The organism is Galbibacter sp. L-19 (assembly GCF_056857615.1).
In genome coordinates this window covers 1-16,801 of the sequence record NZ_JBSXNL010000030.1, presented here as the reverse complement: position 1 = coordinate 16,801, position 16,801 = coordinate 1, and the positions used below count along the sequence as shown (strand labels likewise).

At 31.9% G+C, this 16,801-nt stretch carries 16 protein-coding genes; 4 read left to right on the top strand and 12 right to left on the bottom strand.

Annotated elements, in window-relative coordinates:
* Positions 1-67: 67 nt before the first annotated feature.
* Both AC13CQ_RS02385 and AC13CQ_RS02380 read left to right on the top strand, forming a co-directional pair.
* Complete coding sequence (locus AC13CQ_RS02385) at positions 68-739, top strand: hypothetical protein (protein ID WP_474507340.1); 672 nt, start codon at positions 68-70, stop codon at positions 737-739.
* Positions 740-742: 3 nt separating this feature from the next.
* Positions 743-1,450 carry a class I SAM-dependent methyltransferase gene (locus AC13CQ_RS02380; protein ID WP_474507341.1) on the top strand — a complete coding sequence of 236 codons (708 nt, stop codon included), beginning with the start codon at positions 743-745 and terminating at the stop codon, positions 1,448-1,450.
* A 31-nt stretch (positions 1,451-1,481) separates the two neighbouring features.
* Here the strand turns inward: AC13CQ_RS02380 and AC13CQ_RS02375 are convergent, their stop codons facing one another.
* The gene (locus tag AC13CQ_RS02375) at positions 1,482-2,114 is read right to left on the bottom strand and encodes a 7-carboxy-7-deazaguanine synthase QueE (protein ID WP_008613221.1); all 633 of its coding nucleotides are present in this window, start codon (positions 2,112-2,114) and stop codon (positions 1,482-1,484) included.
* 226 nt (positions 2,115-2,340) lie between these two features.
* Between AC13CQ_RS02375 and AC13CQ_RS02370 the strand changes: the two genes are divergently transcribed.
* Positions 2,341-3,855, top strand: a complete 1,515-nt coding sequence (locus AC13CQ_RS02370; protein WP_335587354.1) for a helicase HerA-like domain-containing protein — start codon at positions 2,341-2,343, stop codon at positions 3,853-3,855.
* A 796-nt stretch (positions 3,856-4,651) separates the two neighbouring features.
* Here the strand turns inward: AC13CQ_RS02370 and AC13CQ_RS02365 are convergent.
* From AC13CQ_RS02365 to AC13CQ_RS02320, 10 genes are all read right to left on the bottom strand, one after another.
* A complete protein-coding gene (locus AC13CQ_RS02365; protein ID WP_474507342.1) occupies positions 4,652-5,020 on the bottom strand; it encodes a VOC family protein in 369 nt (122 codons plus the stop codon).
* A 201-nt stretch (positions 5,021-5,221) separates the two neighbouring features.
* Complete coding sequence (locus AC13CQ_RS02360; RefSeq protein WP_474507343.1) at positions 5,222-6,037, bottom strand: AraC family transcriptional regulator; 816 nt, start codon at positions 6,035-6,037, stop codon at positions 5,222-5,224.
* Positions 6,038-6,143: 106 nt separating this feature from the next.
* Complete coding sequence (locus AC13CQ_RS02355; RefSeq protein WP_335587357.1) at positions 6,144-6,971, bottom strand: mechanosensitive ion channel family protein; 828 nt, start codon at positions 6,969-6,971, stop codon at positions 6,144-6,146.
* The gene (locus tag AC13CQ_RS02350; RefSeq protein ID WP_008613227.1) at positions 6,964-7,140 is read right to left on the bottom strand and encodes a hypothetical protein; all 177 of its coding nucleotides are present in this window, start codon (positions 7,138-7,140) and stop codon (positions 6,964-6,966) included. The genes AC13CQ_RS02355 and AC13CQ_RS02350 overlap by 8 nt, the downstream gene beginning before the upstream one ends.
* 2 nt (positions 7,141-7,142) lie before the next feature.
* Positions 7,143-7,715 carry an RNA polymerase sigma factor gene (locus AC13CQ_RS02345; protein ID WP_008613228.1) on the bottom strand — a complete coding sequence of 191 codons (573 nt, stop codon included), beginning with the start codon at positions 7,713-7,715 and terminating at the stop codon, positions 7,143-7,145.
* Positions 7,716-7,798: 83 nt separating this feature from the next.
* The gene (locus AC13CQ_RS02340) at positions 7,799-8,278 is read right to left on the bottom strand and encodes an SRPBCC family protein (RefSeq protein ID WP_474507771.1); all 480 of its coding nucleotides are present in this window, start codon (positions 8,276-8,278) and stop codon (positions 7,799-7,801) included.
* Positions 8,268-8,966 (bottom strand): lycopene cyclase domain-containing protein, encoded by a 699-nt coding sequence (locus AC13CQ_RS02335; protein ID WP_474507770.1) that lies wholly within the window; start codon positions 8,964-8,966, stop codon positions 8,268-8,270. The genes AC13CQ_RS02340 and AC13CQ_RS02335 overlap by 11 nt, the downstream gene beginning before the upstream one ends.
* Positions 8,966-9,415 (bottom strand): sterol desaturase family protein, encoded by a 450-nt coding sequence (locus AC13CQ_RS02330; RefSeq protein WP_456867525.1) that lies wholly within the window; start codon positions 9,413-9,415, stop codon positions 8,966-8,968. The genes AC13CQ_RS02335 and AC13CQ_RS02330 overlap by 1 nt, the downstream gene beginning before the upstream one ends.
* On the bottom strand, positions 9,412-10,263 hold the full coding sequence (locus tag AC13CQ_RS02325; RefSeq protein WP_008613233.1) for a phytoene/squalene synthase family protein: 852 nt from the start codon (positions 10,261-10,263) through the stop codon (positions 9,412-9,414). The genes AC13CQ_RS02330 and AC13CQ_RS02325 overlap by 4 nt, the downstream gene beginning before the upstream one ends.
* On the bottom strand, positions 10,260-11,723 hold the full coding sequence (locus AC13CQ_RS02320) for a phytoene desaturase family protein (protein WP_474507346.1): 1,464 nt from the start codon (positions 11,721-11,723) through the stop codon (positions 10,260-10,262). Before AC13CQ_RS02320 ends, AC13CQ_RS02325 begins: the two co-directional genes overlap by 4 nt.
* Positions 11,724-12,140: 417 nt before the next feature.
* Here AC13CQ_RS02320 and AC13CQ_RS02315 point away from each other — a divergent pair, with 417 nt between their 5' ends.
* Positions 12,141-16,709, top strand: coding sequence for a choice-of-anchor L domain-containing protein (locus AC13CQ_RS02315; protein WP_474507769.1), 4,569 nt, complete (start codon positions 12,141-12,143; stop codon positions 16,707-16,709).
* Here AC13CQ_RS02315 and AC13CQ_RS02310 read toward each other — a convergent pair.
* Positions 16,684-16,801, bottom strand: a 118-nt coding sequence (locus AC13CQ_RS02310) for a transposase (RefSeq protein ID WP_482875575.1), incomplete at its 5' end; no start/stop codon positions are given. The genes AC13CQ_RS02315 and AC13CQ_RS02310 overlap by 26 nt on opposite strands.

The following is a 16,801-nucleotide window of genomic DNA, read 5'->3' as shown; positions in this document are numbered from 1 at the left end:
TGTTTTAATATTTTTTTGGATTTTAAAGAAAATTCCTCTTAATTTACTGTAAATGAATTACATTCTTATGAGAAAAATAATCTTATTACTATGCATCCTCGCTTGTACTTTACTCCAAGCGCAAATTGATCAATATGGATACCAAAATGGTCCATTAATAGACACTAAAAGTTCTAACGAATTTGCTGGTTTAGAAGGTTCTATATATTTAAATGGAGATGAATTTACAAAAGGAAAAATTTTTGCAGATGGAAAAGTGTATGATAATGTAGATTTACGGTACAATATTTACAAAGATTATATCGAAATTAAAATGTCGGAATCTGAGATCTATAAAGGTTCTACAAAGCCAAATTATGCCTACGAGATTCATGGTAAAAAGCTATATTTAGTAGACTACCAAGACAAAAATGAAAAGAAGACTGGATATATGGTTTGTCTTTTCTGTACAGCAGATGATATGCTTTTAAACAAATACACCAAAATATATTATCCACCAGAAAAAGCAAACACAGGTTACCAAAAAGATAAACCTGCTAAGTTTAGCGATAACGAAGATTACTTTATAAAGTTAAAAGGAAGTTCTTATGCTATTCCTCTGGAGAGTAACACAAAAAAGATTTTAAAACAGTTTGATAACAAACAATTAGATAAATTTGTAAAAGAAAAGAAATTGAATTTAAAGAAAGAAGACGATTTAATTACTTTCTTTAAATATTATGTCAACATTAATAAATAAACTTTGAAAGACCTCCTCGGGAAAGCTATTGTAGACTTTTATTCTGATAATTTTTTAGAAGAAGTTCTTACCGAAACCTCCATCTCCGAAGAAGATATTCTTCCTATTTCCTATTTATTTAGAAGTTATAAAGAGATGCCTCCTTTGGAGAAAAAAGCCTTAGATAAAAGTTTTGGTAATATCCTCGATATAGGATGCGGTGCTGGGAGCCATGCATTATACTTACAAGAAACTAAAAAAAACTCTGTAACTGCTATTGATATTTCTGCTGGAGCTATTGAGGTTGCTAAAAAAAGAGGTCTTAAAGATGCATTTCAAAAAGATGTTTTCGAGCTAAAGGATAAAAAATATGATACCATTTTAATGCTCATGAATGGTACTGGAATTTTTGGAACCTATAAAAGTGTTCCAGAAAAACTAACACACCTAAAAAACTTACTTACTGATAACGGACAAATACTTATCGATTCTACAGATATTATCTACATGTTTGATGAGGATGAAGATGGCGGAAAATGGATTCCTATGGATAATGATTACTATGGCGAACTTACCTATACCCTCAAATATAAAGGAGAAACAGAAACTACAACATGGCTGTATTTAGACTTTAATACTTTAAGCCTCTTTTGCGAAATGGTAGGACTCCAATGTAATCTCCTAGCCGAAGGCAAACATTACGATTACCTAGCCCAACTCACTAAAAAATAACAACATATAGGAAGCAATTTTCAACTTTCAACTAAGGAATATTCAAGTATTTATGGGTTTGTAAAGACACTTTCCATTTCGGATTCTTCATTACGTACTCCACTATCTCTGGAATCATCTTATCACGTTTACTCCATTCTGGTTGTAAGTATAAAATGCAGTCTTTTCCTACCTTTTCAGCTTGAGCTTCAGCAAACTCAAAATCATTTTTATTATAAACAATACATTTAAGCTCGTTCGCTTTTTCGTACACTTTTGCAGTTGGCAACTTCATTTTCTTTGGCGAAAGGCAAATCCAATCCCATTCTCCTGTTAATTCATACGCTCCAGAAGTTTCAATATGCGTTTTCAAGCCTCGCTTTTTTAATTCAGAAGTAATAAACGTCATATCCCAAGTAAGCGGCTCTCCTCCAGTAATTACAATAGTATCTGAGTATTTTGCAGCATTCTCTACAATAGTAGCAACCGCTGTTGGCGGGTGGGTTTCGGCATTCCAACTTTCCTTAACATCGCACCAATGGCAACCCACATCACAGCCTCCTATTCTAATAAAATAAGCTGCTGTCCCTTTGTAAAACCCCTCTCCTTGGATGGTATAAAACTCCTCCATCAACGGGAGCATTTCCCCCGCATTTACCTTCGCTAAGATCGCTTCTTTTGTCATGCCGCAAAGATACGTTTTCCTTTTTTATTTTTAGTAGCCATTTCCTATTGCTTTTTTGGAGTCGCCATTTCCTGCTTTCGCTACTACACGGTAGTTAGCTCAATCAGGGCTAGCATCAATAATTAGCGTACGCTTACTAATGGTAACACTATAAAAAAATACTCCTTTCAACTTAGCAAACTTTACCTTATTTTAGTAAACACGTTCAATAGCAAATAATTTCAAGATGAGCAATAAAGACGCTTTTTTTCAACATATAGAAGAAGGTTATAAAACTAAAGGTGATTATATAAGTATGGGAGCCGCCATGCTTGATGGTGACCCGCTAACTAATGCCTTGGTTAAAATCCCTCTAAAAACTTTAAACCGACACGGACTCATAGCCGGTGCCACAGGAACTGGAAAAACAAAAACACTTCAAATTCTGGCCGAAAATCTTTCGGAAAAAGGAATTCCAGTTTTGTTGATGGATTTAAAGGGGGACCTTAGCGGACTAGCACAACCCGGAAATGATAATGCTAAAATACAAGAGCGACATACCAAAATTGGATTTCCATACGAAGCAAAAAAATTTCCTATAGACATCCTTACTTTATCCGAACAGAACGGAGTGCGACTTCGTGCTACCATCTCTGAATTTGGTCCTATTTTACTATCTCGGATTTTAGACCTAACAGATACACAACAAGGAATTGTAGCGGTGCTTTTTAAATATTGTGACGACCACCAGCTTCCGCTTCTTGATTTAAAAGACTTCAAAAAAATATTACAATACTGTACTTCCGAAGGAAAAGAAGAATTCCAAGAAGCCTATGGGCGAATTTCAACATCTTCTACTGGAGCTATCTTACGTAAAATTATAGAATTAGAACAACAAGGAGCTGACCTATTTTTTGGTGAAAAATCTTTTGATGTAGAAGATCTTACCCGTATTGATGAGAATGGTAAAGGAATTATAAACATAATCCGATTAACAGATATACAAGACAAGCCTAAACTTTTTTCTACTTTTATGTTGAGTCTACTAGCCGAGGTTTATGCTACTTTTCCTGAACAAGGAGATAGCGACCGTCCAGAGCTTGTTATATTTATAGACGAAGCACACCTTATTTTCAATGAGGCTTCAGACGCACTTTTAGACCAAATAGAAAGTATTGTAAAACTAATTCGCTCTAAAGGAATTGGACTCTATTTTGTAACGCAAAACCCAACTGATGTTCCAGATGCTGTACTTTCTCAACTCGGATTAAAAATTCAACATGCGTTACGTGCTTTTACTGCAAAAGACCGAAAAGCAATAAAACTAACTGCAGAGAATTACCCTATTTCAGATTTTTACAATACTTCAGAAGTGCTTACTTCACTCGGAATTGGAGAGGCTCTCATCTCTGCTTTAGATGAAAAAGGGCGACCAACACCTTTAGCTGCAACTATGTTAAGAGCTCCTATGAGTAGAATGGATATTTTAACAGATACTGAAGTAAAACAAGTAATTAGTGCGTCTAAATTAATTCCAAAATACAATGAGGTAGTAGATCGTGAAAGTGCGTATGAACTTCTAAATAAAAAAATTGAAAAAGCACAAACTGAGGAGGCTCAGCAAAAAGCAAAAGAAGAACAAAAAAAGACTTCGAGAACTTCTACTCGAAAAAGTTCGGCTATGAATCCTATTATAAAAGTGCTAACAAGTGCTACTTTTATAAGAGGTGTTATGGGAATCTTAAGTAAAGCCATGCGATAAAAAAACAGCGCTTAAGAAATTAATCTTAAGCGCTACTGTTTTGGAAATTATTGCTACAAAACCCTCATAATGTAACAACTATTGCAATTTCTTACTTATCATTTCATTTTTTCAACTTCATATAAGTTTCTCTAGACTTTTTGTAATCAAACCAACTAATCAAAATCAAAAAAATTAATCCTGGCAAAATTAAAAATTGAATAAGTAAAAAAACCATTTCCATTATTTATCTATTTAATTTATATCTTATTATATGTTTTGTTGTTTGCTTCTCTATATTATAAGACACATGATTTTTGAAAAGGTCACATATACTTTTATCGAAAAATTAAAATAACCCATCACTAAAAACATACAATAAACTCACAGTCAACTACTTAAATATAAAGTGTTAAAATTTATTAAATTGTGTAAGGGAGCTATCATAATAGAAGAAAATTATAAGGCCTTGTAGATTTTATTGATTTTGAATTGAATAAACCACTTCAAACATAAAAACACAGAGCTTTTAGTAAACTAAAAGTGTTTTAAGATGAATTTAAATTCATAATTTATTTCTTACTGTGTGGCATAGGTAATTCTTACAAGTAAGTAGGACACAAGTTTTTTAGTAAAATATTTTGAAGTAAGCTCTCGTGGAATTCGAAATAAGAGTTATATATAGCTTAAGAACGTCGTTAACGTATAGATGTTGACAACGGTTCTAGTTAAAAGTTATGGAGTTACTATGTTACAAAGAAAAACAATGTTTACTGCTATTGCCTATAAACATTGCTGAGCGTTCGCTCTTTTCTACTTAATTTGAAGAGTTTAAACCAAGTCTATTTCCTTCTGTATCCAAAAATAAAGCAAAAAATCCATTTTCATCTGCATGGGCTGTTTTCGGCATAAGGATTTTTCCGCCATTCTTTTCAACTTTATCAAGAATGTTTTGAAAATTGTCTCCGCCATTTAGGTATATTGTTACTCCATCAGCAGAAGGTTTGTATCCATCTCCTTTTATAATTACTCCTGTTACCATTTGTTGTTCGTATGGAAATATTCCCATCTCCATTCCTGGCATTTCTATTTTTTCAATATTAATATTTAAAATTGCTTGATAAAAATTTACTGCCCTTGAAATATCCGTTGCAGGAATTTCAAAAATTGAAATATGACTTTTCATTTCTATAGTTTTTTGATTTAGATTAGATTCAACCGCGTAAGATTCTGTTTTTGATTTATTTTGATTGTTGCATGCAACTATATTTATAGATAGTAATACAATTGCACAAAGCATGCCCTTATTCATACAGTTTTGTTTAATTTGACAGGACAAATTTAGTTTACTTGTATAAATCAAAATTGTAAAAATGCGACACGCTGACTATTTGTAGAAAAGAGTAGAAAGCGTCATGTTTTCATTACCTAAAAACTCCTTTGGGTTGATTCCAGTAAATTCTTTAAAGTCTTTTATAAAGTGTGCTTGGTCAAAGTATTCACTTTCATAGGCAATGTCAGTTAGACTTCCTGAGTCTTTGTTGAGCAACATTTTGAGAGCCGTTTGTAGTCGGATTACTTTGCCTAATTGTTTCGGACTTACACCAATTTGTTTAATAAAATTTCTCTCAAGTTGCCGTCGTTTGGACATATCTTCTTTAAGGATTTTGCTTATTGAAGCACTCCCTTTTGATGCTAAAAGAGCATCTATAGTAGTTTTTACAATAGTATTAATAGTAGATTTTTCATTAAATTTCTTTAAAAGAAAATCTTCAATAATCTCTATTCTTTTACTAGTATTCTTTGCCTCTATTATTTTTCGCTCTAATTCACTAGCAGGTTTTTCTCCGAACAATAGTTTTATTGGTGTTTCTTTATTAGCCAATTTCTTAATCGGCATTGTTACGAAATTCGAAAAACCATAAGGATAAAAACGAATGGCAAAAGTATTGACATACCCTGTCGGTTCGATATAAAAAGGTTCAATTGTCTGTCCGAGAACCATTGCACGAGGCTGTATAATGAATTCATTTTCTGAAGTGTATCGTTTAATATCGTCTCCAAGAATAAAAGCCATTTCAATTGTTCCATCTGGAATTATTCGCTGTCTTTGCGCAGAAAATTCTGCAGGAACTTCTAAAGTCCAATAACAACTGATAATAGATTCTAAATCAGAACTTGGTTGAAATGTTTGATAATTCACAACTTAGGGAATCGTTTTTTAAGTGATATACAATTAGCAAATAAACTGTATTCAGTTTAAAATAAATGCTTTATAAATTGATTTTCAATAATTCACTAACCAATTATCAATTTAAAATCTCTACTTTTTCATTAACTATTTGTTTAATTGGAACCACTATCTTTTTATTTTCGTCATTTTTTATAAGAATGGAGATATTATTTACAGCGAGTACAACTCCCTCTATTTCTCCAAATTTTATACGCTTCCCAATGGAAAAAGTCTTTCTTGTATAAAAAACAAAAAGTAAACGAGAAACAATGTCTCTAGAACCTAAACCAAGTGCTATTGCTAAAGCTGCCATAAATGTTCCTATTATTAAAAATAGGTTATTAGTGATTATTTCGGTATCTACCCCTGCTTGGTTAAGAGACATGATGGCTACTATAATAAACACTAAGTAAAAAACTAAAATACTTATGGCTTTAGAGCCATTCATATCAAAAGCTTTTAAGGCAGATTGAACTGCTTTTCGTAATAAAACTGCACCATAGGTACCTACAAGAAATATAATAACTGCAGTAAAAATTCTAGGTAAGTACTGTACTAGTTTACCAACTTCGTTGGAAACTATAGATAGCCCTAAAATATCGGCCCCAACAATAATTAGTATTAATATTAAAAACCATTTTAAAAAGGCAAGAATAATTTTTGTTGGTTTAATTTTTACAGAATCTCCAAATATTGGATTTTTATCATTTACATTCTCTAATAACGAATCTATTTTAGTTAGTTTCAATGATTTTTTTGCTATAAAAAGTATCAATTTTAATAGTAGCCAACTTAAAATTATGAATACAATTCCTCCTACAACTTTAGGCAAGACCTCTAAAAAATCATTATAATAATTGTGTAAAATCTTGAAATCAAAATTCATTTGTAATTGTCTAATCATTATCATCTCCTAGGTTTAAAATATTAGTTATTGTTTCTGGATATTTAATAACAAACAAATCCGCAACATCGAGCGACAGCTTAATTAAATCAATATCCTTCATTACCTTTTTCCTTACGGCTTCTGGTAATTTTTCATTGTTTATTATTGTTTTGAACGGATTATCCATAATTACAACGTGTTGTAGATTTCAATTAAACGTCCTTTTGCTCTATTCAATCGCATTTTTACTGCACTGCTTCCCAAATCTAGAACTTCTTGAATTTCTTTTATTGAAAAATCATCTTGATATCTCATTAATAATATCATCTTGTCATTAGCTTCAATCTTTTTTAGCGCTTTTTCTAATTTCTTAGATTTTAACTGATAAATATTTTCATCTAAAATTTCCTGATACTCATGCGACTCACCAGGTAATTCTTCTGTCTGCACAAACTTATCTTGTCTTTTATTTAAGCTCCTTTGGACATAATTCACACAAAAATTATAAGTAAAGGAATACAACCATGTAGAAAATTTTGACTTTCCTTTGTAGGTTTTTAGCTTTAAGAATAAGTTTATGAAAATATCATGAGTTAAGTCTTGAGCCTCTTCTGCTTCATGCGTAAAACTGAGGCATTTGTTATATATTATTTCAGAATATCGGTCGTAAAGAATCGCAAATAAATGCGTGTTATTAGTTGCAACAATTTCTGCTACAAGCTGTTCATCATCTATCTCACTATCTCCCTGCGTGTTTACCAAAATAACAAAAAATTAGGTTAAGGCTAGTCCCAATCATTTAGACACAAGAAGTAAGAAATGGTCACATTAAATTTAAAAAATTATTAAAAAAAATTAAAAATTACTTCTTTCCTAAAGGTAAATATTTCTACCAAACGTTTACGAATTATTTTTCCTCCAATAAAACGTCCTAGTAAACCAAATGGTATTTTATAGGTAACTATGTCTTCAACCAAGGTTTTATTTGCATCAATCTTTTTAAAATGATGTTCATGATGGAGCATTTTATAGGGCCCTAAACGTTGTTCATCAACAAATAAACTTTGATTTTCGAACTGTGTAATTTCAGTTACCCAATTAGTTCTATATAAAGGTAACACTTTAATACTGTATGTTATAATCTGACCCTTATAGGTTTGATTACTTTTTGGAGAGGTTATTTTAAAGTCTAAATCCTTTGGGGTTAAACTATTTAAGTTCTGCGGATTTATAAAAAACTCCCATACATCTTTTATAGAAGCGTTAACTTCTTGAGAGACTCTTAACTGATAAATCCCTGAATGAGATGTTATTTTAATGCCCAAAACGTTTTTTTTTAAAATGTTCAAATAACAAAATGCTTCCATAGAGCATTGAAAAACAATAGAAAAAATCTTCTAGTGGAATGGTTCCTACACGAATTCCTAAATTCTCATCATCATTATAAAAAACAATAGGCTCTGCTGTAAAAGCCCCTGTAAGCCATGAATTGACAATAAAAAAGGGGATTAAAATAATAAGGAATGAAAGTATATATCTCTGAAAAATGGCAAAACCATACTTTAATTGTATAAGCATTAAGATACTGAAAAGTCCAAAACTACAGAGGGTATATATTTTATCGAAATTTAAAACTGCCACTACCGCACTCAAAATAAATAATGAAAGACTTAAATAAAAACTAGATTGTGGAGTTAGTTTAGGCTTCGGGAAAAAGTATTTTAAAGAATAATGAATAAAGTTGCTAGCATAAGGAATTAGCAGAAAAAATAACCATTCTTCTAGTGGAAGATAAAAAATATTTATCCCGACTAAATAACGATTGTTAAACCCCCAAACTCCTTCTACAGTAAAGTAAACATCCCAAGTAATAAAAAACAATCCTACTAATAAAATAGCTAAGAAATAGGGTTTCCAATATTGAATAAAATGAAGATGCTTACGTTCAAAGCTATACGCAAACGGAATAAGAAAACTAAAAACATCTAATACTAAATACAGAAATTTCTCCACTACATTTTAAAGTATTTTTTTGGAACAAAAAGCATCCCAAAACATTCTCCGTCTTCTTTCCCTAAATGTTTATGATGAATCTTATGAGCCTTTCTAAGCCCCTTTAAATAGGTGTTATTAGTACGCTTAAACCACTTAAATCTTTGATGAATTAAAACATCATGCACTAAAAAATAAGCTATTCCATAGAATAAAATTCCTAAACCAATAAAGAACAAATAATTTACTCCGTCTATGGTTCCAAAATAGAACAATAAAATACTAGGAATGGCAAAAATGATAAAAAAGAAATCATTTTTTTCAAAAACATGTGGATATCCGGGTTGGTGATGATCGTCATGAAAATACCACATAAAACCATGCATAATATATTTATGTGTAAACCAAGTAACCGCTTCCATTAAACAGAAAACAAAAACAGTAAGTACTATATAAAAAACATAAATCATATTTGAATTTTTAGACTTTTCTGAACATATATTCTTGAAAACAACATTAATTTTTCAAGATTATTTACTCGAATACGCTTTTTAAATAGTAGCGCAGAATCGGTCTTTTTAATTTTATCAAACAAACTAGTGTAATAAAGATACGCAAGGTAAACTGCAAATCGGGAGGAAAGGGGTAATTTTTTTATTCCTATTATTGCCTCTTGAAAATCCTCCTTAATCTCTTCTTCAATCCTTATTTTATCTTCTAATGTAAAACTTTGGAAGTCTACATTTGGAAAGTAAGTACGATTAAGCTGATGAAAATCTGCACTGATATCTCTTAAAAAATTCACCTTTTGTAAAGCAGCTCCAAAACGCTGTGCATGAGGCTTGAGCGCTTCAAAATCTTTACAATCTCCTTTGAGAAAAACATTTAAACACATTAAACCTACTACTTCTGCAGAACCATATATATATTTCTGGTAGGCTTCTGAATTTAAATCTTTCATCACTCCTAAATCCATATACATCGAATCTAAAAATGAATCTACCAAATGCTGAGGGATAGAAAACGCTTTTTGAGTTCTACAGAATGCTTGTAAAACTGGATTTAATGAAATCCCCTGAGAAAGTGCCAAATGATAATCTGCTACAAACCGATCTAATAATTTTTTCCGATCGTGCTCATAAAAAGTATCTACAATTTCGTCTGCAAAACGAACAAACCCATAGATATTATAAATATTCTCTCTTATTTCTGGGGTTAAAAATAAAATAGAACGGGAAAAAGACGAGCTGTACTTTTTGGTAACCATTTTACTCGTTTCCGAACATACTTTATGATAGAGATTGTAGTTGGTTGTCATAGGTTTTTCTTTTTTATATAGTTACTCACAATTTTACCAGAAATTAATGCTGGTGGAACTCCTGGCCCTGGAACTGTAAGTTGCCCGGTATATAACAAATTCTTAATTTTTTTATTTTTAATACTTGGTCTTAATACCGAGGTTTGTAAAAGTGTATTTGCCAAACCATATGCGTTCCCTCTACAAGAATGGTATCTCGACTTAAAGTCTGTTACTCCAAAAGATTTTTTATATACAATTCTATCCTTCAAATTTTCTCCAGTGCAGGCTTCCAATCGTTTTAAAATAAGATCTAAATAGTTATCATGCATTGTAACATCGTCTTCTATATCTACAGAAACAGGGATTAAAAAAAAAGCTGTAGACATTCCTTCTGGTGCTAATGAAGCATCTGTTTTTGAGGGGAAATTCGCATAAAATAATGGATCCTTAGGGAGACATTTTTCATCATAAATTTCTTTGGCATGGGCTTTAAAGTCGGTATCAAAAAACAAATTATGGTGCGCTAATTTTTCTGTATCTCCTTTAAATCCTATATAATACAAAAATGCAGAAGGAGCAAATGTCTTTTTCTGCCAATAACTCGCTTTATAATTACGTAATTTTGGGGTTAATAGTTTTTCTGTATGCGCATAATCTGCACCAGAAACTACCAAATTACAATGAAATAAATTTGTTTTTGTCTCTACCCATGAAACTTCTTTTCCTTCCAATTCTATCGACATAACCTCTTGGTTGGTAAGATATTTTACCCCTAAAGACTTCCCTAAAGAAACCATTGCTTTTACAATTTCATTCATTCCCCCTTCTGGATACCAAGTTCCTTTACCAAAATCGGCATAATTCATAAAATTGTAAAATGCAGGTGTTTTTTCTGGTTTTGCTCCCAAAAAAAGTACTGGAAACTCTAATATACTTTGGAGCTTTTCATTATTGGTAATCTTTTTTACTTCCGAAGTTATATTGGTAATAAATAAATTAAGTCTAGAAATAGTCTCGGCAGTGACTAATTCTGAAATTGAAATTCCAGGCTTGTAAACTAATTCTTGCATCGCGATAGAATAATTTGTTTTTGCCTCATCAATAAATTTTTTTAGCTTACTACCACTTTCTGGGTCTATAGATTCAAATGTTTCAATAATTTTATCTAAACTATCACCAATTGTTATAACATCGTCCTTGCCAAAAAATACTTTATAAGCAGGCGATAATTTTTTAAGCTGATAATAATCGGAAACTTCCTTTCCGAAGTCGTTAAAAAAGCGCTCAAAAATATCGGGCATCCAATACCATGATGGTCCCATATCAAATTTAAAACCTTCTTCCTCCAAAACAGACGCACGTCCTCCGAGCTGTTCATTTTTCTCCAAAACAACAACATTTCTACCCGCTTGCTGTAAATAACAAGCAGTAGCCAATGATGAAAATCCAGAGCCTATTACAATAACATCATTATCCATATAAGCAAAAAGATGTATTTAATTTGTTGAGATACACCTATTGTTTTGTTTAATTTTTACACTATAAAGTTAAACAAAAAAATCAATAAGCTATAATAACTTTCAAGAAAAAAATTAATTTCCTACAATATACAGAAATCTAAAAATTATGATTCAATAAAACTCAAAGAAAATAAGACATAACCTACTGAAATTCAGTATCATTATTTGCTACATCTGAAAGAATTGACTACATTTAAATAACTATTTAATCTTACAAACACCCCATAGTAGTTTCACCCCAACCTCTATAAATTCTTTTTTATATTAGGATGAAATTAAAATGGTATACATTAATCTTTGTAGGTGTGCTATGCATTGCTAAAATCAATGCGCAACGACTAACTATTGATAATAACCAACCACTTCCAGAGTTAATTGAGGGGGAGTTTTGTAGAGGGTTGTGTAGAAATTTTAAATGTGAGTTCTCCCATTAATGGTATGGCTACTGGTATTGAAAGCTATGGATATTTTAGTAATAATGCTCCCTCCTTTCCTTTTTCTGAAGGAATTGTAATTACCACTGGAGCTATTAACCAAATTAGTGGATCGGTTAATGGTGAGTTATTAAGTGCTGGAGATGAAAATTGGAGCGGAGATCCAGATTTAGAGGTTATTACTGGGGTTACAGAAACCTTTAATGCTACTACAATTGAATTTGAATTTATTGCAGGAACAAATACTATTAGCTTTAATTACTTACTAGCTTCTGAAGAATATTCCAATCATTTTCCATGCGAATATTCTGATAGTTTTGCTTTTTTAATTCAACCCGCCGATGGATCCAAACCCTATCAAAATATAGCTTTAATTCCTAATACAACTATTCCAATTGCTACAAACACTATCCACCAAGAGATTGTAGGATTTTGTGATGCTGAAAATGAAGAGTTTTTTGATGGATATAATATAGGAAACACAAACTTTAATGGACGTACTGTTCCACTTACTGCAACTGCAAATATAGAACCCAATAAACCCTATAGAATTAAACTTATTGTAGCAGACCAAAGAGATACTCTCTCCGATTCTGCTATTTTTATTGAAGCACATAGTTTTACTACGGAAATAGATTTAGGTCCTGATATTAGCACCTGTGCCAGCGCCGTTAAATTAGATGCGAGCATTCAAAATCCGCAAGCTACTTATGAATGGTTTTTAAATAACGTAAAACTTCCGCAAACCACTTCTTCTATTATTGCAAACGAACCCGGTGGAAATTTTAAAGTTATTGCATCTATTCCTCTTGGCTCAAATATGTGTACTATTGAAGATGAGATTAATATTAGTTTAAGCACAGAGCAAGCTTCTACTACCCTCAGCGATTTTATAAAATGTGATGCTGAAAATGATGCTTCTGAAACTTTTAATCTTTCAGAAAAAGATGAAGAGGTCTTAAATTCTCTAGGAAATACAGGTAATTACACCATTACTTACCACCTAACCGAAGTAGATGCTAATTCCAGTAGGAATCCGCAAACAACTGTTATAAATAGTAGTAATCCGCAAACAATTCATGTAAGAATAGAAGAAAACGAGAGTGGTTGTCTTGCTTTTAATCATTTTAATCTTATTGTGAATCCGCTTCCTATTGTAAATAATGATATTACACTAGAGAAATGCGACACCAATGTGGTGGGCTCTGAAAGTTTTGATCTTTCTGAAATTACTCCTCTACTTATTGATGATGAAAACAAGTACGTAGTTACCTACCACGAAACTAAAACAGCGGCAGATAGTGGTATAAATTCTGTAAGTGAAAATTATATAAGCTACCAAGAAACTAAAACACTATTTGTACGTATTAGAGACCCTATTACCCGATGTTTTGCTACAACAACGGTTACACTAAAAATTAAAAAAGGGGTTCTTCTTTCAACAACAGTGAACTCCATTGATGCATGCGACAATGATTTGGACGGATTTGCAAACTTTGATCTTATAAGTGCTGCTCAGCCTATTATTGAAAATCTAACAAACGTTTCTATTAGTTATCATCTTACCAATCAAGATGCTTTAGATGGGGTAAATCCAATTGATAACCCATCTAATTTTACAAATACTACTTCTTTTGAACAAATTATTTATATAAGAATTATCAATACAAATTCTGGATGTATTACTTTGGGGTACATAAGACTTTTTACGAATAGACTGTTGAGTGACACTAATTTAAATCCGTTTTATGTTTGTGACGATGAGCTTAATGACGGAGTTGAGATTTTTGATCTTTTAGAAATTGAAACTACCATTGCCAGTATTGTTCCTAATGTAAATGTTACTTTTTATTTAACGGAAACCGACAGAGATAATCAACTTAACCCTATTGATAAAAACCTCCCTTTTACAAATACCCAAAATCCGCAATCATTATATATTACTATTAGCGATTCTAATTGTTCTGAAGATGATGCGATAGAAATTGGAGTAACACCTCCCATTCAAATAAACCCCATAGGAAATCAACAAATATGTGATGATAGCCAAGATGGATTTACCACAATAAACCTAACGCAATATAGTAACCATTATAAACAGGGAAATCCGAGACTTTCTGTATTCTATTTTTTATCTGAGGAGGATGCTGAAAGCAATACTAATCTTATTCCAAATTCTCTTTTATTTGAAAACACATCAAATCCACAAAAAATAGTGGTTAGGGTAACAAATACTGTAACTCAATGCTTTGGATTAGATAACTTTGAAATTGAAGTCCTCCCCATTCCTATTGCTAACCAACCTACAGATATTTTTGTTTGCGATAATGATGATGACGGAATTGCCACAATTGATCTATCTGAAAAGAGAACAGAAATAGTTGGGAGTTCTTCTACAAGTACAGTTCGGTTTTTTCCTTCAGAAGAAGATGCAAATAATAGTAGTAATGAAATTATAAATCTAAATAATTTTAGTAGTGATTCTACCAAAATTTTTGCGCTTATAGAAAATCCTGTTAATACATGTAACTCTATAGTTTCCTTTGACATTATTATTTCTTCCAAACCTCAAAAAAAACCTATCTCAGATTATGAATATTGCGACACTAATAACGATGATGTTGGGGTATTTATATTTAACTCCAAAGACGATGAGATTCTAAATGGACAGACTCAAAAACAAATTACCTATTACACCTCATTACAAAATGCAGAAAATAGAACTTCGGCAGCTAATAAAAACCTAACATTTACAAATACTGAAAATCCGCAAACAATATATGCTCGAATAGAAAATACTGCGGATCAGAATTGTTATGAAACTGTTTCTTTCGATTTGGTTGTGGTGGATGGGCCAGAATACAACCTTCCTACCGACCTATATACTTGTGATGATATAAGTAATAATGGACAAGAGATCTTTGACTTACAACCTGTAGAAAACGAAATCCGAAATGGATTTCCAGATATAGCAGGTGTTAGTTTTTATTATTCTGAAATAAATGCTATCAACAACACCAATTCCCTCCCTTATTCTTATGAAAATATCGAAAATCCACAAACTATTTTTACTAGAATCGAGTCCAATAATGGGTGTTTTCAAGTGGTAGAATTTGAATTAAATGTTGTAATTGTAGGTTTGGTTAACGATCCTGCTCCTATTATTGCCTGTGATGATGATTATGATGAAATAACTACTTTCGATTTGACAGATGAAAACATTGATATCCTTGGAATACGGCAAGACGATGTGGTTCTTGATTTTTTTAATACGGAAGTAAATGCAGAAGCTAATACCAATCCTATTTCAAATCCTGAAACTTTTGTAAATACCACCAATCCCCAATTAGTATATGTAAGAGCTACCAATACTGTTTCTAATTGCTATTTAATTGTTCCGTTAGATTTACATGTTGAGGGACCACCTCTTTTAAAAACCTTCAATACCTTAAGCCTATGCGCTGATGATATGAATACTGTTTTACTCTCTGATTTAGACATTCAAATTGCACAAAACCCTTCCAAAGTATCCATTTCATATTTTCCTAACCTAACGGAAGCTGAAAACAATACTAATGAGCTAAATACTATTTATGAGCCAATAAATTCTATAAATACTTTATATGCTCGAGTTACTAATACTACCTCTGGGTGCTTTATTATTACAGACATTTACATTGAAGTATCCGACTTACCAAAATATAACATCCCTCCTACACTCCGTAAATGCTCAGAAAGTTTAACTGCAAATTTTGACCTGAGTATACAGTCGGATTTTATTCAAGTTTCCTCAATTCCAGAAGCACAACAAATAGGTTATTTTACAAACCATGAGGATGCTGTGTCAAATACAAACTCCTTAGCTTCTGAAGAAATTTTAAATTTTGAAGCAATAAATGGAGATGTGATTTTTGTGAGATTAGAAAGCCAAAAAACAGGTTGCTTTATAACTACCTCATTTGAGATAAACATCAACCCATTTCCTACTATTCCTATTCAAGATGTTACCGTAAAATGTGCTGCCAACTCCCAAACAACAATAAGTGCAGCCACTGGCTCTACCGGAGAAACTTATTTATGGTCTACTGGAGCTACTACTCCAGAAATTGTACTAAATAATGATGGAGATTATTGGGTTACTGTAACCTCCTCTTTGGGGTGTAGTAACACCAAAAACTTCAAAATATCAACCTCCCGAACAGCAAGTGTTTTAACTATTGAAGAAATTATTTTTACTGATGAAAATAGTATTGTTGTAAATGCAAGTGGAAGTGATAACTATATATTTTCTTTAGATGATAGCGCACCGCAAAACAGTAATGTATTTAAGGATATTCCCATAGGTTATCATACTATAACTGTAGCAGATTTATATGATTGTATAGGAATTGCACAACAACAAATTTTAGTTTTAGGATTTCCTAAATTCTTTACCCCAAATGGAGATGGAACCCATGAAACTGGATCATTCCCAAAAGTTGTGTTTATGCAAAAATTGTGGTTAATCTGAAAAGGAAGAATTCTACATTTTTGACACCTCTAAACTGGGCTCTAAAAGCTTTTATTTTAGCATTAAAAGATTCTGCTGAAGCATTAGTACTT